This is a genomic window from Novosphingobium sp. P6W (assembly GCF_000876675.2).
In the GTDB taxonomy this organism is placed as follows: domain Bacteria; phylum Pseudomonadota; class Alphaproteobacteria; order Sphingomonadales; family Sphingomonadaceae; genus Novosphingobium.
Genome location: NZ_CP030352.1, coordinates 1824860 through 1848208 on the forward strand (window position 1 = coordinate 1824860; position 23349 = coordinate 1848208).

25 protein-coding genes and 2 pseudogenes are annotated in these 23349 nt (G+C 68.2%); 4 read left to right on the forward strand and 23 right to left on the reverse strand.

The window, feature by feature from the left end:
- Positions 1-82: 82 nt before the first annotated feature.
- The 3 genes from TQ38_RS08835 to TQ38_RS30880 are packed head-to-tail and all read left to right on the forward strand — an operon-like array spanning position 83 to position 1053.
- Positions 83-343, forward strand: a complete 261-nt coding sequence (locus TQ38_RS08835) for a hypothetical protein (protein ID WP_043973258.1) — start codon at positions 83-85, stop codon at positions 341-343.
- Positions 344-346: 3 nt separating this feature from the next.
- Positions 347-670, forward strand: a complete 324-nt coding sequence (locus TQ38_RS08840; protein ID WP_052505614.1) for a hypothetical protein — start codon at positions 347-349, stop codon at positions 668-670.
- Positions 667-1053, forward strand: a complete 387-nt coding sequence (locus tag TQ38_RS30880; protein WP_240197832.1) for a hypothetical protein — start codon at positions 667-669, stop codon at positions 1051-1053. The genes TQ38_RS08840 and TQ38_RS30880 overlap by 4 nt, the downstream gene beginning before the upstream one ends.
- A 284-nt stretch (positions 1054-1337) precedes the next feature.
- Here the strand turns inward: TQ38_RS30880 and TQ38_RS08850 are convergent, their stop codons facing one another.
- From TQ38_RS08850 to TQ38_RS08940, 19 genes are all read right to left on the reverse strand, one after another.
- Positions 1338-1763, reverse strand: a complete 426-nt coding sequence (locus tag TQ38_RS08850) for a ribbon-helix-helix protein, CopG family (RefSeq protein ID WP_043973257.1) — start codon at positions 1761-1763, stop codon at positions 1338-1340.
- Positions 1760-3859 (reverse strand): conjugal transfer protein TraG, encoded by a 2100-nt coding sequence (locus TQ38_RS08855; protein WP_043973254.1) that lies wholly within the window; start codon positions 3857-3859, stop codon positions 1760-1762. The genes TQ38_RS08850 and TQ38_RS08855 overlap by 4 nt, the downstream gene beginning before the upstream one ends.
- A gap of 166 nt (positions 3860-4025) precedes the next feature.
- Positions 4026-5759 (reverse strand): DUF3363 domain-containing protein, encoded by a 1734-nt coding sequence (locus TQ38_RS08860; RefSeq protein WP_043973250.1) that lies wholly within the window; start codon positions 5757-5759, stop codon positions 4026-4028.
- 258 nt (positions 5760-6017) lie between these two features.
- On the reverse strand, positions 6018-6794 hold the full coding sequence (locus TQ38_RS08865; protein WP_240197833.1) for a lytic transglycosylase domain-containing protein: 777 nt from the start codon (positions 6792-6794) through the stop codon (positions 6018-6020).
- A 155-nt stretch (positions 6795-6949) separates the two neighbouring features.
- On the reverse strand, positions 6950-7549 hold the full coding sequence (locus TQ38_RS08870) for a S26 family signal peptidase (RefSeq protein ID WP_043973248.1): 600 nt from the start codon (positions 7547-7549) through the stop codon (positions 6950-6952).
- Entirely contained in the window at positions 7546-8067 is a 522-nt protein-coding gene (locus tag TQ38_RS08875; RefSeq protein ID WP_043973246.1) for a DUF2840 domain-containing protein, read from the reverse strand. The genes TQ38_RS08870 and TQ38_RS08875 overlap by 4 nt, the downstream gene beginning before the upstream one ends.
- 371 nt (positions 8068-8438) lie before the next feature.
- Positions 8439-9332, reverse strand: coding sequence for a replication initiator protein A (locus tag TQ38_RS08880; RefSeq protein ID WP_043973244.1), 894 nt, complete (start codon positions 9330-9332; stop codon positions 8439-8441).
- A gap of 3 nt (positions 9333-9335) precedes the next feature.
- On the reverse strand, positions 9336-9599 hold the full coding sequence (locus TQ38_RS08885) for an AlpA family transcriptional regulator (protein ID WP_043973242.1): 264 nt from the start codon (positions 9597-9599) through the stop codon (positions 9336-9338).
- Positions 9600-9956: 357 nt separating this feature from the next.
- Positions 9957-10505, reverse strand: a complete 549-nt coding sequence (locus tag TQ38_RS08890) for a DUF2285 domain-containing protein (protein WP_082057589.1) — start codon at positions 10503-10505, stop codon at positions 9957-9959.
- Positions 10426-10734 carry a transcriptional regulator domain-containing protein gene (locus tag TQ38_RS30555; RefSeq protein ID WP_205316016.1) on the reverse strand — a complete coding sequence of 103 codons (309 nt, stop codon included), beginning with the start codon at positions 10732-10734 and terminating at the stop codon, positions 10426-10428. The genes TQ38_RS08890 and TQ38_RS30555 overlap by 80 nt, the downstream gene beginning before the upstream one ends.
- A 237-nt stretch (positions 10735-10971) precedes the next feature.
- Complete coding sequence (locus TQ38_RS08900; protein ID WP_043973525.1) at positions 10972-11292, reverse strand: DUF736 family protein; 321 nt, start codon at positions 11290-11292, stop codon at positions 10972-10974.
- A gap of 464 nt (positions 11293-11756) precedes the next feature.
- Complete coding sequence (locus tag TQ38_RS08905) at positions 11757-12767, reverse strand: HEPN domain-containing protein (protein WP_052505612.1); 1011 nt, start codon at positions 12765-12767, stop codon at positions 11757-11759.
- 106 nt (positions 12768-12873) lie between these two features.
- Positions 12874-13197, reverse strand: coding sequence for a DUF736 domain-containing protein (locus TQ38_RS08910; RefSeq protein WP_043973240.1), 324 nt, complete (start codon positions 13195-13197; stop codon positions 12874-12876).
- 570 nt (positions 13198-13767) lie between these two features.
- A complete protein-coding gene (locus TQ38_RS08915; RefSeq protein WP_043973237.1) occupies positions 13768-14928 on the reverse strand; it encodes a winged helix-turn-helix domain-containing protein in 1161 nt (386 codons plus the stop codon).
- 71 nt (positions 14929-14999) lie between these two features.
- On the reverse strand, positions 15000-15218 hold the full coding sequence (locus TQ38_RS08920) for a hypothetical protein (protein WP_043973234.1): 219 nt from the start codon (positions 15216-15218) through the stop codon (positions 15000-15002).
- Positions 15218-15481 (reverse strand): hypothetical protein, encoded by a 264-nt coding sequence (locus tag TQ38_RS08925; RefSeq protein ID WP_082057588.1) that lies wholly within the window; start codon positions 15479-15481, stop codon positions 15218-15220. Before TQ38_RS08925 ends, TQ38_RS08920 begins: the two co-directional genes overlap by 1 nt.
- 269 nt (positions 15482-15750) lie before the next feature.
- Positions 15751-17553 (reverse strand): ParB/RepB/Spo0J family partition protein, encoded by a 1803-nt coding sequence (locus tag TQ38_RS08930; RefSeq protein WP_082057587.1) that lies wholly within the window; start codon positions 17551-17553, stop codon positions 15751-15753.
- Positions 17554-17639: 86 nt separating this feature from the next.
- Positions 17640-18074: a DUF2958 domain-containing protein gene (locus TQ38_RS08935; RefSeq protein WP_113941904.1), complete on the reverse strand. Its 435-nt coding sequence runs from the start codon at positions 18072-18074 to the stop codon at positions 17640-17642.
- Positions 18071-19030 (reverse strand): ArdC family protein, encoded by a 960-nt coding sequence (locus TQ38_RS08940; RefSeq protein WP_043979292.1) that lies wholly within the window; start codon positions 19028-19030, stop codon positions 18071-18073. The genes TQ38_RS08935 and TQ38_RS08940 overlap by 4 nt, the downstream gene beginning before the upstream one ends.
- A 427-nt stretch (positions 19031-19457) precedes the next feature.
- On the opposite strand from TQ38_RS08940, the pseudogene TQ38_RS30885 reads away from it, so the two are divergent.
- A pseudogene (locus tag TQ38_RS30885) lies at positions 19458-19637 on the forward strand (arsenical resistance protein ArsH); the annotation flags it as partial.
- A gap of 293 nt (positions 19638-19930) precedes the next feature.
- Here the strand turns inward: TQ38_RS30885 and cydB are convergent.
- The 4 genes and pseudogenes from cydB to TQ38_RS08970 form a co-directional block, all read right to left on the reverse strand.
- Positions 19931-20929: a cytochrome d ubiquinol oxidase subunit II gene (cydB, locus tag TQ38_RS08955; protein ID WP_043979290.1), complete on the reverse strand. Its 999-nt coding sequence runs from the start codon at positions 20927-20929 to the stop codon at positions 19931-19933.
- A gap of 2 nt (positions 20930-20931) precedes the next feature.
- Positions 20932-22331 (reverse strand): annotated as a pseudogene (locus TQ38_RS08960) (cytochrome ubiquinol oxidase subunit I).
- A gap of 124 nt (positions 22332-22455) precedes the next feature.
- Positions 22456-22917 carry a DUF6691 family protein gene (locus tag TQ38_RS08965; protein WP_113941906.1) on the reverse strand — a complete coding sequence of 154 codons (462 nt, stop codon included), beginning with the start codon at positions 22915-22917 and terminating at the stop codon, positions 22456-22458.
- Complete coding sequence (locus TQ38_RS08970) at positions 22917-23345, reverse strand: YeeE/YedE family protein (protein WP_043979285.1); 429 nt, start codon at positions 23343-23345, stop codon at positions 22917-22919. The genes TQ38_RS08965 and TQ38_RS08970 overlap by 1 nt, the downstream gene beginning before the upstream one ends.
- Positions 23346-23349: the final 4 nt, after the last annotated feature.

Consider the following 23349-nt stretch of genomic DNA (forward strand, 5'->3'; position numbering starts at 1 on the left):
GCCCGATCTTGCCTCGGCGGGTAGCGGAACAAACGTGGAACATGTAAGAGGGGGCGATGATGATTCGCGAAAGGTCTTCCCTATGACCCACCCCCTTTCCGACGACGCTATGCTCTCCCTCGGACGCCAGTACCTGCATATGGCTGACCGCGAAGGCGCAACCGATCATGACCAGGCCGCGCTGCGCGATTTCGTGCCGGCGCTGCTTCACCGGCTGCGAGAGAAGGCTGAGATGTGGCGTGACGACGGCGAAATGGCGGTGCTGGACCTGCGTTTCTGCGGCGAGGAACTGGCGGCAGATGCCGACGATCAGATCGAGCTCGCGTTGCCGACGCCGGAGTGACCCGTGCAGTGGTCCGACAAGGGCTTCATGCTTCCGACCTGCATCTTCGAAGCGGCGACGCTGCATTACTCGATCGAGGCCGTTTGCGCCTGCAGGCACAGCGCACGCTTCGAGACGAAGACGCTGTGGTGGCATTTCCATCGGCGCAGTTGGGATGATCGGCTGGGGCCAGCCCAGCAACGCTTCTGGTGCCGGGTTTGCCGATCGAAGCTGAAGAGGAAGATACGGCCGGCCAAGCTGGGACTGGTGCGCTGGGCCCAAGGCGATTTCGAGCTGGCGTGGCCCGATGAACGAACATGGAAGGAGGCCGTGAGGCGGGTGCGATGAACAAGGAAGCGATGACGGACAAGGAGGCAGTCCTTGCCAACCTGCGGCGGGAGGTCGGGCGTATCGCCGGCGGCGGCGGGGCCTGGCAGGACATCACCAAGCCGACCGACTACCGGGCGTTCACGCCGGCGCCCAAGGACTCGCGGTTGAAGGTGGAGGGGCGCACGGCGGCGCCGGCCGAGCGGGGACCGTTCGGGAGATGGCTGGTGCGTCAGCCAGAGGAGGGTTTGCGTGCAGGCCTGGTGAAGGCAGCGCGGGCGGATCGCCAGTTCCCGCTCGATGGCGATCCCGAGGCGGTTCGCATCCGGCTGCGGGCCTGCATGGCCGAGGGCAGCATGTTCGAAGCGATGGATGACGCAGAGCTGGATTGGTTGTCGATGTGATCGCCGACTATCGCGCCCCCCATGACAGGCAGCACGACATGCGCGCCTACCGATAGGGGTTGCACGCTGTGGCGATCCTGAAGTGCGCGCCGTTGCGCCTGCCAATCGATACAAAAGTGCGGTTGCTCGTAGATGCTTCCTTATCAGCCCAGGAGCATGGCCGGCGGTGCGGACATGGGGGCGGCCCGCCCCATACCATCACTTCCAGCACTCTTCCCACTCTGGTGGGCGCGTCGCGTCTCCAACCTTTGCCATGCGCCTCCTGCTCGGTCCGACAGTCGATTTCACCCGGAGTCGGACCTGCTGACCTCATGAGAAAGCTCGCTCTTCAGACGCGGGCCCATTTCCATGCGCCGCGTCAGCGCCTCGACGAAGCTTTCCCAGCGTTCCTTGCCCATCGCCTGGGCAGCCTGCAAGGCGCTGTCCGGCAGCGGCGATGTACTGGTCAGCCAGGACCGGATGAACAGCGCCAGCGTCTCGTTCGACAAATCCACATGCCATTCGAGCCGCTCGAATTGCCGGGTCAGGCGGTCGAGCCTGCGAGTAACGGCGGCCTCGAGCCGGTCGGATCCATCGGGCGACAGAAAAGAGAGCAAGGCAGCCTCGATCACGGCGGTCTGCGAGGCGCGCCTGGCCCGGGCATGGTCGGCGACCTGGCGCGCCAGATCGGCCGGCAGGCGAACGGTGTACTTGATGCGCGGCGGGCTCACAGCTCGATCCCGTCGTTGGGATCGAGCGTGGCTCGCTGGGCGTTGGCGCGCATGGCCCGATCCGAGCCTGTCCGAGCCTGCACCGCCTGGGCCCGCACCGCGTCATCGGCGGCCTCGTCCCGATCGAAATCGAATTCGCCGCGCCGTTTCCCGGGGCGAGGCGCGATGTCCTCATGCTCCCCCAGCTCGGGCTCCCGGCGTATGCCGGAATTGGCATCATCGCTCGCCGCCACTGCCGTTGCCGCCGTACCGGAGGCATCCTCATCGGTCGACGGGCCTTGCGCCGACGGAGCATCCGTGCCTTCCGCGGGCGAGACCTGGACCTCCGGCTCCTGCGCGGCCTGCGCCGGTGCGACGCTCGCGGTCACCGCCTGCGCCGACCAGTCGTCCGTCGGTCGCTGCGCCGGGTCGCCGGCCTCGATGTCAGGCGGAGCGATTACCCGTTCCTGAAAGTTCGAATCGGCATAGTACCGGGCCTTCTGCCCGCGAATGGGCGCGATCCCGGACACCATGACGATCTCCTCGCCGGGTGGAAGCTGCATCACCTCGCCGGGGGTGAGCAGGGGCCGGGCGGTCTCACTGCGCGAGACCATGAGATGGCCGAGCCATGGCGAAAGCCGGTGGCCGGCGTAATTCTTCATCGCGCGCATCTCGGTGGCGGTGCCGAGCGAGTCGGAGATCCGCTTCGCCGTGCGCTCGTCGTTGGTCGCGAAGCTGACCCGCACGTGGCAGTTGTCGAGGATGGCGTTGTTGGGACCGTAGGCCTTCTCGATCTGGTTGAGGCTCTGGGCGATGAGGAAGGCTTTCAGGCCGTAGCCCGCCATGAAGGCGAGGGCGCTCTCGAAGAAGTCCAGCCGTCCGAGCGCCGGAAACTCGTCGAGCATCAGCAGGACCCGGTGCCGGTCGCCGGCCGGGCCGAGTTCCTCGGTAAGCCGGCGGCCGATCTGGTTGAGGATCAGCCGGATCAGCGGCTTGGTGCGGCTGATGTCCGACGGCGGCACGACCAGGTAGAGGCTGACCGCGCGTTCGCCGGTGACGAGATCGGCGATCCGCCAGTCGCATCCGCGCGTGACTTCGGCCACCACCGGATCGCGGTAGAGACCCAGGAACGACATCGCGGTCGACAGGACGCCCGAGCGCTCGTTCTCCGACTTGTTCAGCAGTTCGCGCGCGGCCGAGGCGATTACCGGGTGCACGCCGCCCGGGCCCAGATGCCGCGTCGTCATCATCGCGTGCAGGGTTGTGTCGATCGGCCGGACGGGATCGGAAAGGAAGGCGGCGACCCCGGCGAGCGTCTTGTTGTCCTCGGCGTAGAGCACGTGAAGGATGGCGCCGACGAGCAGGGCATGGCTGGTCTTCTCCCAGTGATTGCGCTTCTCGAGGCTCCCTTCGGGATCGACGAGAACGTCGGCGACATTCTGGACGTCGCGCACCTCCCATTCGCCCTTGCGGACCTCGAGCAGCGGATTGTAGGCGGCCGATGCGGGATTGGTGGGATCGAAGATCAACACCCGTCCGTGCCGCGCGCGAAAGCCGGCGGTGAGCTGCCAGTTCTCGCCCTTGATGTCGTGGACGATGCAACTGCCGGGCCAGGCGAGCAATGTCGGGACGACCAGGCCGACGCCTTTGCCCGAGCGGGTGGGCGCGAAGCACAGGACGTGCTCGGGGCCGTCATGGCGCAGGTAGTCCTTGCCCAGCTTGCCCAGGACGACGCCGCGATCCGCGAGCAGGCCGGCCTTGCGCACTTCGCGCGGGAGAGCCCAGCGGGCGGATCCGAAGGTCTCGGCATTGCGGGCCTCGCGCGCGCGCCACACCGACATGCCGATGGCGAGCACGATCCCTGCCATCGCGCCGGTGACGGCGATGACCGCGCCGGTCTCGAAGATGGCCGGGGCATAGGCATCGAAGGAGAACCACCACCAGAAGAAGGCGGGCGGGGGGTAGACCGGCCAGGAACGCAGATGGAACCAGGGCGGGCCGAGCGCGGCCTGATAGGCGAGGGCATGGGCGGTCCACTGGGTCGCGGACCACACGCCGAGCAAGGTGACGGCCAGAACGGACAGCAGCTGGCCCCACAGGATCTTGGTTGCGGACATCGGTTACCTCCTCGCCCAGCGAGGCAGCTGACGGCGCCGCGATCAAGGCCGATGTCGCGGCGGGCGCAGCGCGGCGAAGCAAGACAGGCGATGGCGTAGGCGCCGCTCCGTGACGCCGCGAAACAGGCAGGCATCACGTGTTCCGCCGCCAGGCCTTGCCATTGCTTTACAGGGAGGGCCCGCGCCCTCTTCCAAGGGACCAGTCGACCGTTCCACCTGGTCCCATCGTGCCCCTAAGATGCCGGCCCAGATGGGCATCGAGCGCCGGGCGCCAGGGCACCAGCTGGAAGCCCAGGCCATCGTCGATCATCGCGAATCGCCCCGAGGCGAGGGTCACCCGTTCGCGATAGATGCCCGCGACATGATTGCCCGGCTGCGAGGGACGGTGCACGAGACCGCTGCTTGCAGCGATGGCGCTGGCGCTCGCCGCGAGTTCGCGGCCCCGCAGGGTCTGGACGAGATCGTCCGCGAACCGATAGCCGCCGCCCTGGCGGCGGGCCAGCCCGGCCGCTTCGAGATGGCGGCCGCGTGCCTCCAGCGCGTCGCGATACTCGAGGCCGAACCCGTTGCCGCTGGCGGGCGGGTCGCGCGCGATGAGTTGGCGATCGAGCCAGGTCGCGCCGGGCGCGTCGATCTGTTCCTTGAGCGAGAGGTCCGAGCGCGTCGTCAGCGACAGCCGGGTCTGCCCTCGCATGTCCGGCCACGCGCGCAGTTCGACGATCGCGCCGGGGGCTGCATCGCCGGTCATGTCGAGGTCGGCGAAGCGCACGTGATGGGTGCGGCCGTCGAGGCCATCGATGACGGCATAGGCGGTGCCCGCCAGCTCGTCGTGGAGACCGCGCTCGACCAGGCGTCCGAGGACCGGATCGCTGGGGACTTCGCCATGCAGCGCGAAGGCCGCCACGTCCGGAACGCCGCCGCTTCCCGCGAGAGCGCGGTGCATCGTCTTGATGATGTCGGTGCGGATGGCGAGGTCGCGCAGCACGGGTTCGGCGCCCGGCTTCAGCACCCAGCGCGCCGATCCCTGGGCCTCGAGAAGGCCGAGCCGCTCGAGCTTGTCGGCCCTCCCGAGCAGCAGGCCGCGCATGTGCGGATCGTCGCCGTGCTGCGGGCGAAGATCGACCACGCCGCCAAGTTCGTCGGCCATGCGGCGCAGCCGCAGGTCCAGGCTGGTCCAGCGATCGGCATCCACCTCGCGTTCGAGAGCGCTTCGGATCTCGCGCTCGCTGCGGGGCCCCAGTTCGAGGGTCGCGCGGTTCTCGGCGCGGGTTCGCATGCCTTCGCGGATGTAGTCGCGGTCGATGACGAGGTCGGCGCCGGTCTGGTCTACGCCGCGCACCAGCACGTGAACGTGCGGGTTGTCGGTGTTCCAATGATCGACCGCGACCCAGTCGATCCGAGTCTCCAGGTCGCCGGCCACATCCTGCATCAGTTCGCGGGTGAAAGTGCGCAAGTCAGCGAGTTCGGCCGCGTCCTCGGGCGAGACGATGAAACGGAAATGATGCCGGTCGTCCTCGCAGCGCCGGGCGAACGCAGCAGGGTCGGCCTGGTCCGAACCGGCGTCGAACATCTCGGCGTCCTGGCCATCGTGGGAGACGCCCTCGCGCTTGAGGTAGGCGATGTGCCGGGAGAGCGGCGCCGCCCGAAACCGCACACCCTTGTGGCGCACGACGCGGGCCTTGACGACGACGCGGCGACGGCCGGCCCGGCCGGTGGTGCGCAGGCGGGCGATGCGGCCCCGGCCAAGACTGCCGGTCCCGCGCGAACCGGTGGGCCCGCGCCGCAGGTGCCCGGCCCTGGCGGCCGCGCGGCGGACCTGAACGGCGAGCCGTTGCCCACCGGCGGAGCGATCGCGGACCTTGCCCGGCCTTATCCGAAAATCGCCGTCGTCCGCGCTCATGATCGGCCCGCGCAGCCTAGTGCCAGACATGTATTCATTGAAAACATGGCAGAAAAGCGCGGCTGCGCCAGTCGCGCAAATGCGATGCCAGACAGAATTTCCTCAGCTATACAACCACATAGGCGCCACTGGCTGGCACGCCTTTTATCTCGCCATCTCCCAAACCTTTCATCCAGGTACCTTGCTGACCTGCTGCTGCGTTCACCCATCAAGGCGGCCGAGGCCCGAGATCGATGCACGGCTGCGCGCGGCGTCATGTCACTGGCCTGCAGGAGATAGCGCGACGAAGAGGCGCTCGGCGGGCAGCGCAGCGGTCGCCGGCGGCGCTGGTCCCACCATTTCAGCCGACGCGATCGAGGGTGAACCAGCATTTGTAGCGGGCGGCAAAGCAGCCGGACCGGGTCCCGCGCCGCCCGTGAACAGTGGCGAATCGCGCCAGTCCGGCGGCGCGGCGCCGGCGGGCGCGAAGGTCGGCGTGACCCCGGCGTCGCGGCCGAGCAGGCGCATGACTTTCGCGACGTAGTGCACGGTTTCGGCGGGCAGGGCGCGCGCTCCCCGGCGCCATGCGTCGGCGCGGGCCGGGCCGGCATTATAGGCGGCGAGCCCGGTTTCGAGGTCGCCGTAGCGCTCGATCATGTCGCGCAGGTACGCAGCCCCCGCAAGGACATTGGCGCGCCGATCCCAGGGGTCGTCGCCGAGCCGGTGGCGCGCGGTCAGATCGCGCCAGGTCGCGGGCATGACCTGCATCAGTCCGATGGCACCGGCGGACGAGCGGGCACGCGGATCGCCGGCACTTTCCGTGCGCATGACGGCGATGAGCCAGGCTTCGGGGATGCTGAAGCGAAGCGCCGCTTCGCGCACATGCGGTGCGAAGGGTCCTGCCTGCAGTTCGCGCTGCCTGGGTATTGGCGGCACGGGACCAGCAGGAGCGCTCGATGCCGATACCATCGGGAGGGCTGTCCCGACGAGGCAGAGCATCTGCAAGGTCCGGGACACGGCGCGCGCCGCTGACCCGCCGCGGCCGATCTTTGACATTCGTGCGCCGCATGCGGTGCTTGAGGGCATCGGCAAGCGCCGCGGAGCCGAGCCCGAATGTCCATCCGGCGCGAGGTGCGACGGCGAACCGCGCGCACCGAACGTGGTTTCGCGGCTCCGAAGCGCATCGGCGGCGCCGCGCCGAAAGCAGCGGGCTAATGGCACGATTTGCCTCCCTTCGACAGTAGCGGGGTCGCGGCCGCGCCGCGCCATCCATGCCAGCGCAGCGGCGAATGCGCCGCCTCACGGGTCAGGATCGGGATGGCGCGCCCGACCAGCCCGGTCGCTTCGATCGCCCCGAAATAGCGCCCATCAAAGCTGTCGAGGCCGGGGTTGAGGAGTAACAGCTCGCCCCCGCCAACGACCCGGCAACCGCGCCAGGAAGGCAGCGCCCGTCCGCCGGCATCGCGCGGGCGGGCGATCGCGGCGGCATGGCCAGCGATCGTCACGACAGAGCCGTCGCGGCAGATTCGCGCCCCAGGAAGCCCCGCGACCCGCTTCACCAGCGGCACGCCGCGCGGCAGGTACCCGCGCCGCGCCATGAGACCGGCGAGGAGGGCAGGGGGCGTGAGCACGACCAGGTCGCCGACGCGGGGATGGTCGATTGCAGCCACGCGGTAAAGCCCGATGGGCGCGCTGGCACTGGCGTTCCACAGCAGGCGCGGGCGCGGCTGGCGCCAATGTTGCGCGAGGAAGAGTGCCGCGAAGAGATCGACCACAAGGACCGTCGCGGCGACATAGCCGAAGCGGGTCATTCGCCCAGCGCCTTGCGCTTGAGCCACGCCTGGTGGCGCTGCGCGGTGTAGGGCCGTGCCGGTTCGCCGATGGTCAGCCGATTGTGGACGTGGCGCCAGTGCTCGGACGCCGCTTCGCACGGATCGAGCCCTTCCGCCTCGATGGCGTCGATCGCTTCGAGCACTCTGGCCACTTTTGGCCAGCCTTCGATCGAGAGCAGGATCTCGGCGCCTGGGCGCACGAAGGGGACAGTCGAATAGGCATCCCCGGGATGCACGGCGCGCAGGATGTCGATGCGTGAGCGCACGGTGCCGAAGTCGTTGGCCGACCAGCGCACGAACGCGAAGACCGCATCGGCGCGGAACGAAACGATGCGGGTGCGGCGGCTGACCACCTGCTCGCGGGCGACGCGGCCGAAGCGGATCCAGTGCTCGAGACGGCGTTCGATCCAGACGAGTTCGACGTGGGTCAGCGTGTCGCGCGAGGCGCGAGCGGGGAGGGCGACAGGCGGCGTGCGACGATCGGAGGACGGTATCATGACGGGTCTCCAAGCGGTGGGCGGGTGCTGGCGATGGCGATGGGGATGGAAGGGGGAGACGGAGGGCTCGTGGGTGCGCGCCGGCGGCGAGGCGCGGGCGGCGGGCTGTAAACCGCGCGGGCACACGGGCTTGGTCGCAATGTCGTCCCGGCGCCTGGCTGCCGTGCGTGGATCCGATGCGGGGCGGCGGCGGGCAAGCGCTCGCGCGGCGCCGGTTAGGAAGAATCCGAAGGATTCTTTTCTATTAGCATCGTTAGAGGGGTGCCGATTCTCCGTGCAATTCCGGGGCTTTGCGCCGCTGCGGCGTTCCCGATCGTCCGTGTTCGCGGTTCCCGATGGTCCGAACCGGGGTGTTCCCGATAATCCGAGCCTCATGGCAGGTTGTCCGCAGGCTCGCGGCGCCAGCGGCGCAGCGACAACGAGGAGGTATCGTCGGGTATCGGCGCGAACGAGAGGCGCTCGCGGCCCAGCGCGTGTTCGAGCGCGAGGGTGTATCCGGGAAGCGGCTGGCGCGAGACGATCGCGCGCAGTTCGAAGGCGAACCGGCGGCGCGGCGAGAGCACGCCCGATTTGAGGTGGAGATGATCGACATCGAAACTCCATCCGGTCGGCTGGCGTCCGCCATGCTTGCGCACGAGGCGGTAGAGCCAGCGTTCGAGGCCGCCGGTCAGCGCGAAATAGGTGCGGTCGATTGTCAGGATCAGCGCCCGATCGAGAACGCCGGCATAGAACCAGTCGGGCAGGATCAGTTCGATCCCCCGCACCCGTCGCTCGCCGTCGGACAGTTCGCGCCACTCGTTGATCCACGAGAAGCGATGGCGCCGGCGTTGGTGATCCTGGCGGATCGAGGTGGCGACGGTAGTCGACTGAAGCCGGTCGAGCGCCGCCTTGAGGCGATCGTAGCTGGCCTTGCCGGTGCCGCGCTGGGTGAAGGCGAGGATTTCATGGGGAGTCGTGCGCACAAGGCGCGAGGTCGGCCGGCCGGCATCGCGGGCCTGGATCAGCTGGCTGGCGGCCCAGATGAGGACGTCGGCATCCCAGATCGTCGCCATGCCGTGCTCGGGCACGGCCTCGACGTCGATCCAGGTCGCGCCCATCCGGAAGGTGATCGGCGCGGTGCGCCGCGATTTGGCGAGGCTGAAGAAGGGCCAGGACATGAGATCCTGCGCATCGCGCGCGGCGATGTCGCCGGGGATCGACCGGAACAGGTCGAGCTGGGCGTATTCGCCGTGCCCGGCCAAACGGGGAAGGGGGCGCCGGGACATTGCTCAGCGCCGGACCGGGCCGTTGCGGCGCCGGGCGGGGTGGCAGACGCCGCTGCCCGGATCGGAGGTCGAGCGGCGCAGGCCCATCTGGGCCCAGGCGTCGATCGCTTCGATCGTATAGACGACGCGGCCGCCCAGTTTGTAGAAGGCGGGACCGGTTCCGTAGCAGCGATGCTTTTCGAGAGTGCGCGGACTGAGCCCGAGCCGCAGCGCGGCGTCGGGCGTTCGCAGGTAAAGCGGCGCAGGGGGGAAAGTCGGGTGGTCCAAAGGCGTCCTCCATCGGGGAGTGTCGGCGCGGGAAGTGCGTCCGACAGGATGGGAGCACCCTGGCGCACAAGGCGCGGCGGGCCGGAGCGGCTGAATTGCAGCGCCCGGTTTTGTCGCCCCTCCGGCGCGCAGGCGGCGGGCGGGGCCGGTTCGAGGCTTTGCGCCGAGAGCGGATTCGCGCTGCCGTCGGTGCCGCGACGTCCAGGGAATGGCGCGGCGCTCGCGCCTGGATGTTCGGCGTCGAACTTAGGTTCGCTGTGCCAAAGGCGGCTGCTCGCAAGCCGCATGGCCGGTCTCTTGGCATGGGGTCAGCCGGCCTGGAAACAGCCGGCCAAGGTGCAGCCGATCACGATCGGCTCAATCGCACAGGAGGCGCAGGTAGCCCATCTCGACGAGTTCCAGCGCCTCCTTGATGAGACGCTGGGTCCGCCGACGTTCCGACGACGACTTCCATTCCGCGCCCCGGCCGATCGTCATGCGCGGATACACGAACCGGGCCGCGATCTCGTAGGTGGATGGCGGCGGCTGTGACTGGGGCCCGAGCGCATCGACGATGTCGAGCAGCAGGTTCAGCCGGCGTTGCTGGAACGCGGTCGCCCGGCGCGTGCCTTCGGGCATCGCCGCGCGGTCATCCGCCAGATGCCGTTCGAGACGGCGGACGGCCCCCAGGCGCTGTCCGAACGCCTCGTCCCATGGAATCACGCAGGCCAGCGGTCCGTCCGTTGCCGGTTCGCGCAGCCAGAGGCGGTGCCGGCCGTCGCCATCGGCGAGGACGAGGTGGCGGCCATTGGCGAGCCCGCGATCGACGAGCGGCGGGCCGGCGTCTTCAAGCCGGAGCGGCGGCGCGCCGGTGGATCCGGGCGGCGCGGCATCGAGGATGATGACGTCGGGGGCCAGGCTGGCCATCCACAGCGCCGGCGCGTCCGCGGCGAAGGCGCGCGGATCGCACGGGAAAGCACAGGCCCCATTTTCGGGCCATTGCCTCCTGCTCCGGTGTGGAGCGGTCGGGATGGTGGCCGCGCATCACCCGGCGGTACTGCGCGCGGTAGCGGGCGTTGCGCCGCAGGAATTCCTGCGCGAAGCCGGCCATGTCGAGGCGTTCGCGCATCGCGGGCGCGGCGTGATCGGGGCCCATCGTCCCTCCTTGCAGGCAGGAGGGCAGCTTCGCTCGCGCCCGAACGCGCGGGAATTCCGGGATCGGGGGACCCCGCTCCCCGGAACCGGGTATTGCGCCGCCGGGCAGGGGCGCCGATGGGCGCAGCCCGCAGCCCGCAGCCCGCGCGGGCCAACGCGCCTCGCCGCATGCATTGGATCGCAGCGATGCTCGAACGATGCGACAAAACGGCCCCGCCCGGGAGCGGGGCCGAGCGGTTCAGGCCGGCGCGTTCCAGATGATGACCTTCCTGGTCGGATCGTCGCCCGGCGCATTGGCGATGTTGCCGTAGATCGTGCCGAACTCAGGCGCGGAGAGGACCACCGAGACGTAGTCGGCGCCGGTGGTCTGCGAGGACTTCTTCCAGCCCGCGCCGAGCTCGAAGCCGTTGCGGCGGCTGATGATGCGGTAGTCGGGCTCGGCGTCCCGGACCTTGCGGGTGTTGGGAATGATCGAGATCGGACCGCTCACGGTAAAGGTGGCGAGGGTGCCCTCGAAGCTGTCACCCTTGACGGTGAGGGTTGCGACGGTGGTGGCCATGTTCGTAAACTCCTTGGGATGCTCGGGGACCATCCCCGATGGCGCCAAACGCAGAGCCGGGGCCGCAGACGTCACCGCAGCGCTCGCGCGCAGGGGAACCCCCTTGCGGGGTTGACGGCACAAGGCGGCCCACGGCTCGCAGACAGGCGCATTCGAGGGGATGGTCTTCACGGCAGAGCCAATCGGACTTGCATGGCCGCCACCCGTGCACCCGGCCCGGGCCAATCGACATCCAGGCGGGGCACCCGGCGCCATTGGCCAAGCGGTTCGGTCGCTCGTCGCTCTTGCAAGGGCCCGCACGGCGTCTGCCGGTGCATCGCGGCAGCCTGTGCGGTTGCGGGCGTCAGCCGGCTGGAAGACAGACCGCGCGGCAGCGCGCACAGGGCGTGCCCGCGCCAGCCGCCCGATCGAGGGCACATCGCGGACCGCCGCGCGGGTCCCGCGACGCGCCCGGACCCGCAGGACTATCGCCGGTGCGCCCCGCGCCGTTCGTCGTGGTGCGCCTCGCGCCGTTCGTCGTGGTGCGGTTCGGGCAGGTGCCGTTCGTCGAGCCAGGCGCTGCACAGCGCCGTAACGGCATCGCGCAAGGCCCGCACGCTTGCCGCGATCGCATCGAGATCGTCGATCTCGATGGCGTATTGGGGAGCGTAGCGCGCATCGACGCAGGCGCGCTTGAGAAGGTCGAAGCGTCGGCGGTCGATCTTGGCCGCGCGCGGCCAGCACGGCGCCAGGCGCGGCTCGCTCGCTTCGGCCAGCGAGCGCAGGAACGTGAGGTTGTGCGTGCGCGGCGCGTACCCGCCGCGCACGAGCAGATGGCAGAAATAAGCGCGTTCCGCGGCCTGATGCAGCGTGAAGGCGGTGTCGCGCCGATTGCCCGTCTCCCGGCAGAAGCGCGCGACATTGAGCGCGTCGTCGACCCTGGCCGCCCAGCTTCGCAAGACGGCATGCGCTGTCTCTGTGGTCTGGCCCTGAGCCACCTCCCCGCCGCCGTCTTCGCCTCGATCCGTTGAATCGGAAAAGGGCGCGGTAAAGGCAGGCGCGGCGCCGGCTCGTTCGTAAAGAGCGATGCCGGCTCGGGCGATATCGGTCCAGAACGCGTCGCCGCGCGCGATGCCGGCATCGACCTCATCGCACGCATGGATGAGGATTGTGACGGACCGGTCGATCGCCGGATCATGGCGGATGGCGTCCTCGGCGGGGCGCCAGTACTTGGGCATCGCGGCGAGATCCCGGTGGCTGACGACGACCAGCACGGTGGAGTCACTGGCAGGTTCATTCCGGGCGGCCGTGTTCGCCACCGGTCGGCCGGATGCGGCGAGCGGTCCGAACAGCACGATCCGGTGGATTTCGCCATGTCGTTTCCAGGGCTGCGTCGCGCGCGACACCGCGATGGCGAAGGCCTCGCGTACGATGTGCACGACGCGCTCCAGGGCGGCGCGCTGGAGCGGGGGCAGATGATCGAGGTCCGGTCCCATGCGGGAATTCTTGCCGGGGAAGCGCCGGATGCAAGCCTGCGCGGCGGGTTTGTCGTATGCGCGAGAAAGTGCCCACCCGACGGTTCGGGCGGGCACCTCCAGCGCCTCAGTCCTCGCGGCGCCGGGTGGGCCGGCTCCAGATCAGGTCGTGGCCGCCGTCCTCGCGCTCGATCAGCGTCGCGTAGATCGGGGCGGCGAAGCTGGGATCGTCGAGCTTCACCTTGTAGCTCGGACGCTTGTCGGCGTTGGGGGCGTTTTTCCAGGCGGCGCCGATTTCGGTGTCGCCGACGGTCAGCCGGTGCGACGGGGCCTTGTCGGAAGTGCTGGTGGTGTCGGGGGTCATGCGGACGTTCTTCGCCAGGATGGCCAGCGTGGTGATGGAGCCCTTGAACTCGTTGCTGGTACGGATGAAGTGGCCGATGGTCGCCATGATGCAGGTCCTTTTTCGATTTCGAGACCACGCCCATCGCGGCCTCGATGGCGATCGCGAGGCCAGGGACGGGTCGACGCCGCAGCGCAAGCCCGCAGCGCAGCGAAGGACGGTCAGTCAGCGGGTTTCTTGGTCCCGCGAGGAATGCGCGCAGCGCAAGGGAAGAAACCCGCTGGCTGGCCGTTGCGGCCAGTCGCCCGAGCCGAAGGCGCTCCTGGCCAGATCAGCCAGTGAAGAGGCCGGGTGGGACGTGGTTGCTATCGAAGGACCTGCAGGCGACCGGCCACGGCGCGGACCTGACTGGTCAAGGGTGCACCGCGCCATCGGGCGCCGCGACCGCCAACCGGCACGATTGCACTACCGCGACCCGGCGCGGCAACCGCATCGCTTCGCCGCGCCGTCCGGCGGCGCGTCTTGGGAAAAACGCCTCCTCGACGCTGGGGCCGTGGCGGTCAGCGCGCGGCGCAGCACGCCGCGCCGTTTGCGCTGGAGCGTGAGACCGTTCAGCGCAGGGCACTCGTGCCTCGATCGACGCGCGGGTCGCCGGGCGCGGCCCGGGCAATTCCGCCGCTAGGTGGCCCAGTCGACGGCGTCGAGCTCGAGCCATTGCGCCATGGTGCTGAGTTCGGATCGCAGGGCTTCGCGGGTATGGCCGGGCGCACCCTGTTCAAGATGCAGCGACTGGACAAGCAAGCGCGAAGCCTTGCGATCGGCCTTGAGATCGACGCGGGCGACGAGCCGGTCGCCGAGTAGGAATGGCAGCACGTAGTAGCCATGACGGCGTTTTTCGGCCGGCACATAGATCTCGATTCGGTAGTGGAAACCGAACAGGCGCTCGGTGCGATCGCGTTCCCAGATCAGCGGATCGAACGGGGCGAGCAGCGCCCGCGCATCAATCCGGCGCGGGCGACGGGCATCACGGTGGAGCCAGGCGTGGCGCCATCCCGGTACGTCTATGGGAATCAGAATTCCTTCTTCCGCCAGTTCGCGGATGGCCTGGCGGGCAGCTTCGGGCGGCTGGCGGAAGTAGTCGCGCAGTTCCCCGGACGTGGCGATGCCATGAGCGGCGGCGGCGCGTTCGATCAGCGCCCGGTGCGCCTCGGCGTCGCTGGGCGTGGGCGCGGCGACGACCTCGGCCGGCAGGACGCGGTCGGGCAGATCGTAGACGCGCTCGAAACTGCCGCGCCGGGTGGCGGTGGTGATGTGGCCGGCCCAGAACAGCCATTCGAGCGCGCGTTTCGTATCGCTCCACTCCCACCAGCCCGACTGGCCCTTGTGCGCCTCGAAACCCGACGTTGCCTGAGGGCCGTCGCTACGGATGCGATCGAGCAGGGCCATGGCCTCGGCCCGGCGTTCGGTCGCGAAAATGCGCATGCCGGTCCAGCCGGTTTGCCCGCGATCGGCCTGCGCCATGCGCCAGCGCAGCAGCGGATGGAGGTCGAAGGGCAACAGCGAGGCTTCATGCGCCCAGTACTCGAACAGCCGGCGCTTGCGCTTCGGCCCCCAGGCGAGGGAGTCGAGGTCGCTGCGGTCATAGATGCCAAGACGCGAGCAGGCCGGGAGGTAATGGGCGCGGGCGAGCACGTTGACGCTGTCGATCTGGTGCAGATGCACTTTGCCCAAGGTCCGCAGCAACTGGGCTGGACCCGGCTTGTCCGGACGCCTGGCCCCGAACCCCTGGGCGGCCAGGGCGATGCGCCGCGCCAGCGACGGTTCGATGCGTTCGATCATGTAAGTCGGTCGTGCTCTCGGCGCTGGGCACCGCGCGCGGCGCTCCAGCCGCGCACGATGCTCGTTACGGCTTAGCGGGCTTGTCTGATCGGCACGACCGGGGCGGTCCGCGCCCCGATGTCTTCCTGCGCCTGCGAAGCATTGTCGGTATCGGGCACCAGCGCGCCGAACCGCTCGAGAAGCTGCGGGACCAGATCGCGCAAGGCGACGAGGTCGGCGCGCGTTCCGGTCCGCGCGGCGGCGAGGTCGTGGAGCCGCCGGGCATGCGCGATCAGCCTGGTATCGCTCATCAGTAGCTCTTCCAGTCGAGCTCGGCGTCGTCGAGCGCCTCGTGCATGTCGGGGTCGGCGCCCTGGAGGTTCAGCCGCTTGCGCACGTCGGTGGGATCGCCGTCCTTGGGAAAGGCCCGGTCGGTCTTCGCCGCCGCCGCCAGCTGGCCGATCAGCCCGCCGCGCTCGGCCTGCTGGAGGATCCAACGTCCAAACGGGATTGGGTCGGCGGCGTCGTTGTGGCCGATGGCATCGGCGATGCTCAGCTTTGGCAGACCGGTCATGATGGTAACCCTCTTTGACGAATCGTTTCGGGGCATCATAGCATGTTCCAAATTTGTTCTCATAGCACGGCGTACGATCGCTGCGACGAGGCGAGGGATGGCAAGGTCTCCGGGAGCGGGGATGTCCCGCCCGAGGCGGGGCCGGTCGAGAGGACCACCGACGAAGGGCCGGTTCGTGGCTCTTATCTCCTGTCATGCAAACGCGCCGCCGCCCGTGGGCGGCGGCGCGCGAAAAATTCGGGGCGGCCCGAAGACCGCCCCTGTCGCCGTCACGCGGCCAGCGGCTCCTCGCCATCCGCGTGGGGCGAGGGTCGGGCGCGGTTCTCTTCTCCGGTCCCGTCCTCCCCCGACGCTGTCGCGCCGATCAGCGCCGCTCGCGCGGCCTCCACCTTGTGCGCGGCTTTGACGGTGCCGACGCCGCCGCGATCCGTGTAGGCACCGGGGCCGAAGCGCATCCAGCGCGGCACCCAGCGCTCGACCCTGGCGCGCCCGTCGGCGCCCTGCAGGTGGGCATCGATGATGATCTTGAGCGTGGCGGTCTTTTCGGCGGCATTGGCCTGGGCAACCGTTTCGCCCGCCACTTCCGCGACCATGCGCGTCAAGACCTCGCGGTCGCGCAGCAACGAGAAGAAGGCGGGATCGGCCTCCCACCAGTCGGCCATGTCGACCCCGAGCGTCGTGCCCACTGCCTCGACGGCGGCGCTGCCTGTCATGAGCGTTTCGCCCATGACCAGCGGGACCAGACCCAATACCGCCTCGTCGGCGAGCGCGAGGAGGCGCGCGAACAGACTGGCGAGGCCATGGTCGCCGGCGCCGCCGACCAGTGTCGGTTCGCCGGGCGGCGATTCGAGCAGGGACAGCGCATCGCGCCGCGCGGCGTCGAACACCGCCTCGGCGCGAGACCCTTCAGCGCTTTCCATCGTCTCTTCATGCCGCGCGGTGCGCGGGTCGGGGCGGATCGACCATTGCGGCGAACCGGCGATGGCGTGGGCGAGCATGAGGCGCAGCGCCATCATCGGATGCCCGAGCAGTTCGGCCCGCACCGCCGCATGGCGATGAAGGTCGATATAGGTCTGCATTCCGGCGGTGATTTCGGGGCGGGCGGGTTTGGCGTCGCCAATTTCGCTCTGTTCGGCGCGGCGCGCCTCCCGGCGTGAAAGATATCCCTCATGAACGGTTACCTCGCCGCTGGAACGCACGTCGATGTAGACGCGCCCACCTTTGCGCTTGGCGACCTTCTCGTATTCCCATGCGTGGAAGGGTTCGTTCCGGGGTACCACGACCACCTCGCTCCACCCGGCCTCCCGGCACGCACCCGCGCGGTCCTCGACGGCCGCCATCTGCGCCGTCCAGAACTGCTCCGGGTCGGCGAAATAGGCTTCGTCGCCGAACAGGGTGGTGAGGACCTGCCCCGGATAGGTGGCAAGATCGAATAGCGCGGCGGTGGTGGGGATCGAAGCCCCGCCGCATAGCCAGGCCTTCAACTGATGCCCGGTCGGCGCGCGCCGGTCGGGATCGGCGAACAGCGTGAGCCAGTCGCGCTGGCGCTGTTTGGTCGCCATGGTCAGGTGGCGCACCGTCGCCGCGTCGATCTTCTCGCGGCGATAGAGGTCGCGGATGCGCGGCATCAGATTGCCGAGCGCCAGCACGCGGCGAACCATGGACTCGGGCAGGCCGAAGGTCGCCGCGATGTCTTCGAGCTTGCGGCCCTCGCGCACCAGCCGGGCGAACGTCTCCCATTGGGTCACCTCGTCGGGCGCGAGTCGGGCGATGTTTTCCAGAAGCGAGGCCTCCAGCGCGGCGGCGTCGTCGCCGGGATCGATGATTGCGGCGGGCAGCGGATTGGTCCCGCCGTTCTCCTGCGCGACGAGCGCGGCGGCGGTGTAGCGGCGTAGGCCAGCGACGATCTCGTAGAAGTCGCCCTCGGGTGCGGGCCGCACGATCAGCGGCACCAGCACGCCGCGCGCCCGGATCGAGGGGAGGATGTCGGTAACATCGGGCGCCTTGCCGCGCGCGCGCATGTTGATCCTGCTGACGGTGAGCTTGTCCAGGGGTAGAAAATCGAGTTTCATGACAGGTACTCCATGGGAGGGCCGGTTCCGGTGGTTGTGGAAGGACGAGCGGGACCGGCGGGAAAGCGGCGGAAACGCGCCGCGCGTCAGCCGTCGCGGCTATCCCCGGCAGGGGCTTCGCCGGACGGAAGCGGAAATCGCGAACCGGCGCGCAGCAGGCGCTCGGCGGCGATGATGGAGCCGTGACGGCGGGCGAGGGCGGCCCAGCGCGAGAGCGGCGCCAATCCTTCGAAACCCTCATCCCGTTCGATGCCAAGGCCGAAGGGCAGGCGGACGCTGGCGATCTCGGACAGCGAGAAGCAGCCCAGTTCCGGACAGCCGAACCCGAGGTCGGCGAGGCCGAACAGGGTATCTTCGTCTTCGCCCAGTTCGGTCGCCAGCCATGTCGCGGCGCCGATCGGATTGAACAGCTTGAGCACGGGGAAGGGATCGGTTTCGGGCAGGCTCTCACGGCACGCGGCGCGATGGGAGCGGTCGTTGGCGCGCAGCGCGCCGCGAAGCTCGGGCGTAAGGAGGATCATGCCGCGACCCTCCCGTCTCCGGCCTGTTCGCGCTGGCAGGCGAGCAGGAATTCAGCGGCCTTGCTCGCCGCGCTCGCGGCGCGGAAGATCGCGCGGCTATCCTCGCGCAGCAGATCGATCCATCCGGCGAGGTAGTCGGCGTGGCGAACGGTGGGGACAATCCCCAATGCCGCACACAGGAAGGCTGATCCCATTTCCGCGACGAGTTCCTCGCGGGCATAGGGCGCGCTGCCGAACGCGCCGGAAAAGTCCCGTGCCAGCCGGGAGCGATGCCCGGTCCAGTGGGTCAGTTCGTGCAGGCAGGTGCGGTAGTAATTGATCTGCTCGAAGAAGGCGGGCTGCGGCGGCACTGCCACGAAATCCGCCGAAGGGGCATAATAGGCCTTGTCGCCGCCGATCCTCAAGTCGGCCCCGCAAGCGGAGATGAGCGCTTCGGCCACCGGGACAATCTCGCGGTCGGGCAGCGGCGCCGGATCGGACGCCAGACCGGGCCGCAACCCTTCGCACTGAGCGACATTGAACACCGTGAAGCGCTTGAGGAAGGGCACGGCCCGTGCGTTCTTGTCTTCTCGCGCGGCACGCTCGGCCTCGCCCTTGGGAATGAAGCGGTCTGCGTAGACGACGGTGACCCCCCGTTCCCCCTTGCGCACCGACCCTCCCGCTTCCAGCGCCTGCCTGAAGGTCAACCAGCTTTGGGAGGCATGTCCTTGTTGGATGCACGCCCCCCACAAAAGCAGCACATTGACGCCGCTGTAGGAGCGCCCCGTCAACGCGTTGCGGGGCAGGGCCGGGCCGGCGGCTCCGGCGCTCCTCCATGGCTGGACCCACGGGAACCGCCCCGCTTCCAGCTCCGCCACGATCCTGGCGGTGACCTCGTCATACAGGTTGGTTCGCGGCTTGGGGGCCACACCTTTTGCAACGTTTCGGCGGGCACGAGGCCGGTTGTTCGCACGCATGAATGGAACTCCTCTTCGCTAAAGCAACATGCCTCCCCGCAAAGCGGGGGTGGGCGGCGAAGAGCGACCGGAAAGGCCCGCTTCAAGCGGCGGACCGCACCCAAGCGGCACGCGCAGGGGCGAAACAACGTGGAGCAGCCCGCAGGCTTGCGGACCGCCGTGGCGGGCCTAGGAGGAAGCGACGCCCGCACCCGCTATTCGGGAAGGCCCACCAACAACGCCGCGGCGCCGCCGCGCCCGCTATCGTCCGGCTTTGCCGGTCGTCCGCCATGCGATCGCGACCTTCGGCCGAGACCCCTTGGGGGCTCGGGGCGCAGGCGAAGCCGGAGCATAGAGCGCGGCGCCGCGAGGCGGGCGGCCGTTTTTTGGTGTCCGCGTACCTTGGTCCGAACGTTTGCATTGTCGCGACATGAATTTTAAGTGTCCGAGAACATCCGTTTACTATGATCGTGTCGTGGACGTGATGGAGGAGTTGGTGCGCTTCACAGCGCCGACGCGGCCTAACGCCGGCCAATTGGTCGACCGGTACTCGGAACGCAAAGATGTCGGCTCGCACGCGAAGCTGCAGAGGGACCGGTCAGCTGCTGCGATCGGTTCGTCACGCTGAGGACGTAAGTGCGTGATGCCGGATAGCCGTTTAGCGTCGGCAGCCCGCTCCCACACTTGGCTTTAGCGTCTCGATTAGAGTGCCTGTTGAAGAGGCGAGGAGGCCGGGCGGGCGATCGTTACTCCGGGGCAAGTCCCTGGCGGGCAAGAAGGGCAAGGGACCTTCCGCATTTGTTCGCGCTTCTGGGCGTCACCGTAACCAGACCCGCAGTGTCAGCGACAGAGCGCCAAGGAGAAGGACGCTACCCGACCAGATTCCCACGAACCAGCAGATGTGGACGACTGTCTGTCGCATCAGTGATAGCCCTCACTGCCGACCTTGCCGCGAAACACCCAGTAGGCCCAAGCGGTGTAAACCAGGATTACCGGCACCAGCACGGCGCTGCCGATAAGCATGAACAACTGGCTGCGATAGGGTGCTGCCGCTTCCCAGATGGTGACCCGAGCCGGAATCACGTAGGGCCAGATCGAGAATCCGAGGCCGAGGAGGCACAGACCAAACATCGCAAGTGCCCAGAAGAACGGCTGTGCATCCCTGCGGCGCGAAAGACTGCGATAGAGCAGGGCCGTGACGATGAGCGTAGCGAGCGGTACCAGCGCGGTGGCGAGTACGCCCGGCCAGCTCAGCCAGCGGGTCTGGTATCTGGCCTCCAGCGTCAGCGTAGCGAGACTGACCGCGCCGATCACGGCGAGCAGCGCGATGCCCAGGCGTCCGGCATAGGTGACGACCTGCCGCTGTAGCGCGCCTTCCGTCTTCCAGTTCAGCCAGCATGCCCCGAGCAGCGCATAGCCGGTCATCAGGCCGAACCCGGTCAGCACGGAGAACGGCGAGAGCCATTCCCACCAGCCACCGGAGTAGGCGCGTCCTGAGACGCTGATCCCCTGGAGCAGAGCGCCCAGCGCTATCCCTTGCGCAAATGTCGCCACCGCCGAACCGCCGGTGAAGGCCATGTCCCACAAAGCCCGGTGCGCCGGGTCGCGCCAGCGGAACTCGAAAGCGACGCCGCGCAGCACCAGGCCCAAGAGCATGGCGATCAGAGGTGCGTAAAGTGCGGGCAGGACGATGGCATAGGCCAGAGGGAAGGCAGCGAGGAGGCCTCCGCCGCCCAGCACCAGCCAGGTCTCGTTGCCGTCCCACACCGGAGCGATGCTGTTCATCGCGGTATCCCGGTCCTTGCCGACCTTGAACAGCGGGAAGAGGATGCCGATCCCGAGGTCGAAGCCGTCCATGACGACATAGGCGACGATGGCGAAGCCGATGATGACGGCCCAGATGACGGTAAGATCGAACATCGTCATTGCCCTCCTTCGATGGCAGGTGCCGGGGTAATACCGGCAGTGCGGATCGGCGCGCCGTCGAGCGTACCTTCGTGAGCCTGAGGCGGCTTCCTCATCAGATGCAGCAGGTACCAAATGCCCATGCCGAAGACACTGAAGTAGACGATGACGAAGGCCAGCAGCGAAGCCGCCACGGCGGGCGCGTCGAGCGGGGATGCACTGTGGACTGTGCGCAGCAAGCCGTAGACCGTGAAAGGCTGGCGTCCGACTTCGGTGACGATCCATCCCGCCAGGACAGCGACGAACCCCGCCGGTCCCATGACAAGCGCCGAGCGGTGCAGCCAGGTCCACTCATGCAGCTTGCCGCGCACTCGGGCTAGCAGGCTCCATAGCCCCAGCCCCAGCATAGCGAAGCCAAGCCCGACCATCACGCGAAACGCCCAGAAAACGATGCCGACGGGAGGTTCATCGCCATCGGGCACGCTGTCCAATCCCTTTAGCGGCGCATTCAGATCATGCCTGAGAATGAGCGAGGACGCCTTGGGAATCTCAATAGCGTAGTCGATCCGCTTGTTGGCGCTATCCGGGATACCGAACAGGATCAGCGGCGCGCCGTCCGGATGGCTCTCGAAATGCCCTTCCATCGCCATGACCTTGGCCGGCTGATGCTCCAGCGTGTTGAGGCCGTGCATGTCGCCCGCGAAAATCTGGATCGGCGCGACGATCGCGGCCATCCACATCGCCATCGAGAACATCGTGCGCGCGCCAGGATTGGCCCGGTCCTTGAGCAGATGCCAGGCGCCCACCCCGCCGACCGCGAAGGCGGTGGTGAGATAGGCCGCCAGAACGGTGTGGACTAGACGATAGGGAAAACTGGGGTTGAAGATGATTGCGGTCCAGCTCGGCCCAGGCAGGAACTGGCCGTTGGCGCCGATCTCGTAGCCGGTTGGGGTCTGCATCCAGCTGTTGACCGACAGGATCCAGAAAGCGGAGATGAAGGTCCCGACCGCGACCGCGCAAGTGGCGGTGAAGTGCAGCTTGCGCCCGACCTTGTCGATGCCGAACAGCATTACGCCGAGGAACCCGGCTTCGAGGAAGAAGGCGGTGAGCACCTCGTAAGCCATCAGTGGCCCGATGACCGGCCCTGCCTTTCGGAAAACACCGACCAGTTGGTGCCGAACTGATACGACATGACAATGCCCGAGACGACGCCCATGGCGAAGACGACGGCGAAGATCTTGAGCCAGTAGCGATAGAGATTGGCGTAGAGGCCCTTGCCGGTGGCCAGCCACAATCCTTCCAGTACCATGAGATAGCTGGCCAACCCGATCGAAAAGGCCGGGAACAGGAAATGAAAACTGACGGTAAAGGCAAATTGCGCGCGGGCCAGTAAAAGGGCGTCAACGGCATCGAACATGGTCATGTCCTTTCACTCGCGTTTCATCGGGCAAGCGCGAGTAGCAGCGCGATGGGCCACCCTGTCATGCCCGACGTATCCGTCTTGCTATGTGCGGGATTAGACAGACGCCTGGGCCGCATAGTCATTGGCTTTTTCGCCATGGACGTGCTCCTTGTCGGCATCGCGAAATGGCGGGCAGTCTGCTCGTGGCACGGTGTATCGCCATGCCCAGGAGCATGGCCAGCACGAAGGGCGCGGCCAGCATGGGTGCCAGCGCGAGACTCGCGATGGCGGGACCCGGGCAAAGGCCTCCAAGACCCCATCCGATACCGAACAGCACCGCGCCAAGCGCGAGCCTGCCATCGATCCCGCGCGTCTCGGGCAGATCGAAGGCGGCGTCCGCGAGCGGCTTTTCGAGCTGCTTGCGGACCAGCCAAGCAAGCGCCATGGGAACAAGGGCGCCGCCCATCACGAAGGCCAGAGTGGGATCCCAGCGGCCGAAGAGGTCGAGGAAACCTCGCACCCGCGCCGGATCGGCCATGCCTGAAACGGCAAGCCCAGCTCCGAACAGTGCGCCCGACAGCAAGGCGATCACGATCCGCATCACAGCGCTCCTGCAAAGCGCATCGCGGCTACGGTCGCAAAACCGCTCGCCATGAACAGACCGGTGGCCAGCATCGAGCGACGAGACAGACGAGACAGCCCGCAAACGCCGTGCCCGCTTGTGCAACCTGAGCCCAGCCTCGTTCCATACCCGACGATCACCCCGGCGACGACGAGCAGGCCGGGCGCGGGGAAGGTCGCATGGATGCCTCCTGCCAGCGACGCGATGATCAAAGCGCCCAGTGGCAGGCCCAGCACAAAGGCGACCGCGATCCCGCGCGGAGCACCGCTGTCGGAGAGGCCGGCGGCGCGCGCGGTGAGGCCGCTCACGCCCGCGATCCGGCCCAGGCCCAGCAGCATGATCGCGGCAGCCAGACCGATCATGAAGCCGCCGATCAGGCCGCCACTGGCATCGGCATGGGGAAACATGTCG

Bases quoted from the DNA above. Each gene is read 5' to 3' on its own strand.
- TQ38_RS08940 (WP_043979292.1), bottom strand. From the start codon at position 19,030: ATGCGTGCGAACAACCGGCCTCGTGCCCGCCGAAACGTTGCAAAAGGT.
- TQ38_RS08925 (WP_082057588.1), bottom strand. From the start codon at position 15,481: ATGACCGGTCTGCCAAAGCTGAGCATCGCCGATGCCATCGGCCACAAC.
- TQ38_RS08880 (WP_043973244.1), bottom strand. From the start codon at position 9,332: ATGTCCCGGCGCCCCCTTCCCCGTTTGGCCGGGCACGGCGAATACGCC.
- TQ38_RS08970 (WP_043979285.1), bottom strand. From the start codon at position 23,345: ATGTTTCCCCATGCCGATGCCAGTGGCGGCCTGATCGGCGGCTTCATG.
- TQ38_RS08965 (WP_113941906.1), bottom strand. From the start codon at position 22,917: ATGCGGATCGTGATCGCCTTGCTGTCGGGCGCACTGTTCGGAGCTGGG.
- TQ38_RS08855 (WP_043973254.1), bottom strand. From the start codon at position 3,859: ATGTCCGCAACCAAGATCCTGTGGGGCCAGCTGCTGTCCGTTCTGGCC.
- TQ38_RS08870 (WP_043973248.1), bottom strand. From the start codon at position 7,549: ATGACCCGCTTCGGCTATGTCGCCGCGACGGTCCTTGTGGTCGATCTC.
- TQ38_RS08920 (WP_043973234.1), bottom strand. From the start codon at position 15,218: ATGAGCGATACCAGGCTGATCGCGCATGCCCGGCGGCTCCACGACCTC.
- TQ38_RS08890 (WP_082057589.1), bottom strand. From the start codon at position 10,505: ATGGCCAGCCTGGCCCCCGACGTCATCATCCTCGATGCCGCGCCGCCC.
- TQ38_RS08910 (WP_043973240.1), bottom strand. From the start codon at position 13,197: ATGGCGACCATCGGCCACTTCATCCGTACCAGCAACGAGTTCAAGGGC.
- cydB (WP_043979290.1), bottom strand. From the start codon at position 20,929: ATGTTCGATCTTACCGTCATCTGGGCCGTCATCATCGGCTTCGCCATC.
- TQ38_RS08865 (WP_240197833.1), bottom strand. From the start codon at position 6,794: ATGTCAAAGATCGGCCGCGGCGGGTCAGCGGCGCGCGCCGTGTCCCGG.
- TQ38_RS08915 (WP_043973237.1), bottom strand. From the start codon at position 14,928: ATGATCGAACGCATCGAACCGTCGCTGGCGCGGCGCATCGCCCTGGCC.
- TQ38_RS08900 (WP_043973525.1), bottom strand. From the start codon at position 11,292: ATGGCCACCACCGTCGCAACCCTCACCGTCAAGGGTGACAGCTTCGAG.
- TQ38_RS08860 (WP_043973250.1), bottom strand. From the start codon at position 5,759: ATGAGCGCGGACGACGGCGATTTTCGGATAAGGCCGGGCAAGGTCCGC.
- TQ38_RS08835 (WP_043973258.1), top strand. From the start codon at position 83: ATGACCCACCCCCTTTCCGACGACGCTATGCTCTCCCTCGGACGCCAG.
- TQ38_RS08875 (WP_043973246.1), bottom strand. From the start codon at position 8,067: ATGATACCGTCCTCCGATCGTCGCACGCCGCCTGTCGCCCTCCCCGCT.
- TQ38_RS30555 (WP_205316016.1), bottom strand. From the start codon at position 10,734: ATGGGCCCCGATCACGCCGCGCCCGCGATGCGCGAACGCCTCGACATG.
- TQ38_RS08905 (WP_052505612.1), bottom strand. From the start codon at position 12,767: ATGGGACCGGACCTCGATCATCTGCCCCCGCTCCAGCGCGCCGCCCTG.
- TQ38_RS08935 (WP_113941904.1), bottom strand. From the start codon at position 18,074: ATGATCCTCCTTACGCCCGAGCTTCGCGGCGCGCTGCGCGCCAACGAC.
- TQ38_RS30880 (WP_240197832.1), top strand. From the start codon at position 667: ATGAACAAGGAAGCGATGACGGACAAGGAGGCAGTCCTTGCCAACCTG.
- TQ38_RS08930 (WP_082057587.1), bottom strand. From the start codon at position 17,553: ATGAAACTCGATTTTCTACCCCTGGACAAGCTCACCGTCAGCAGGATC.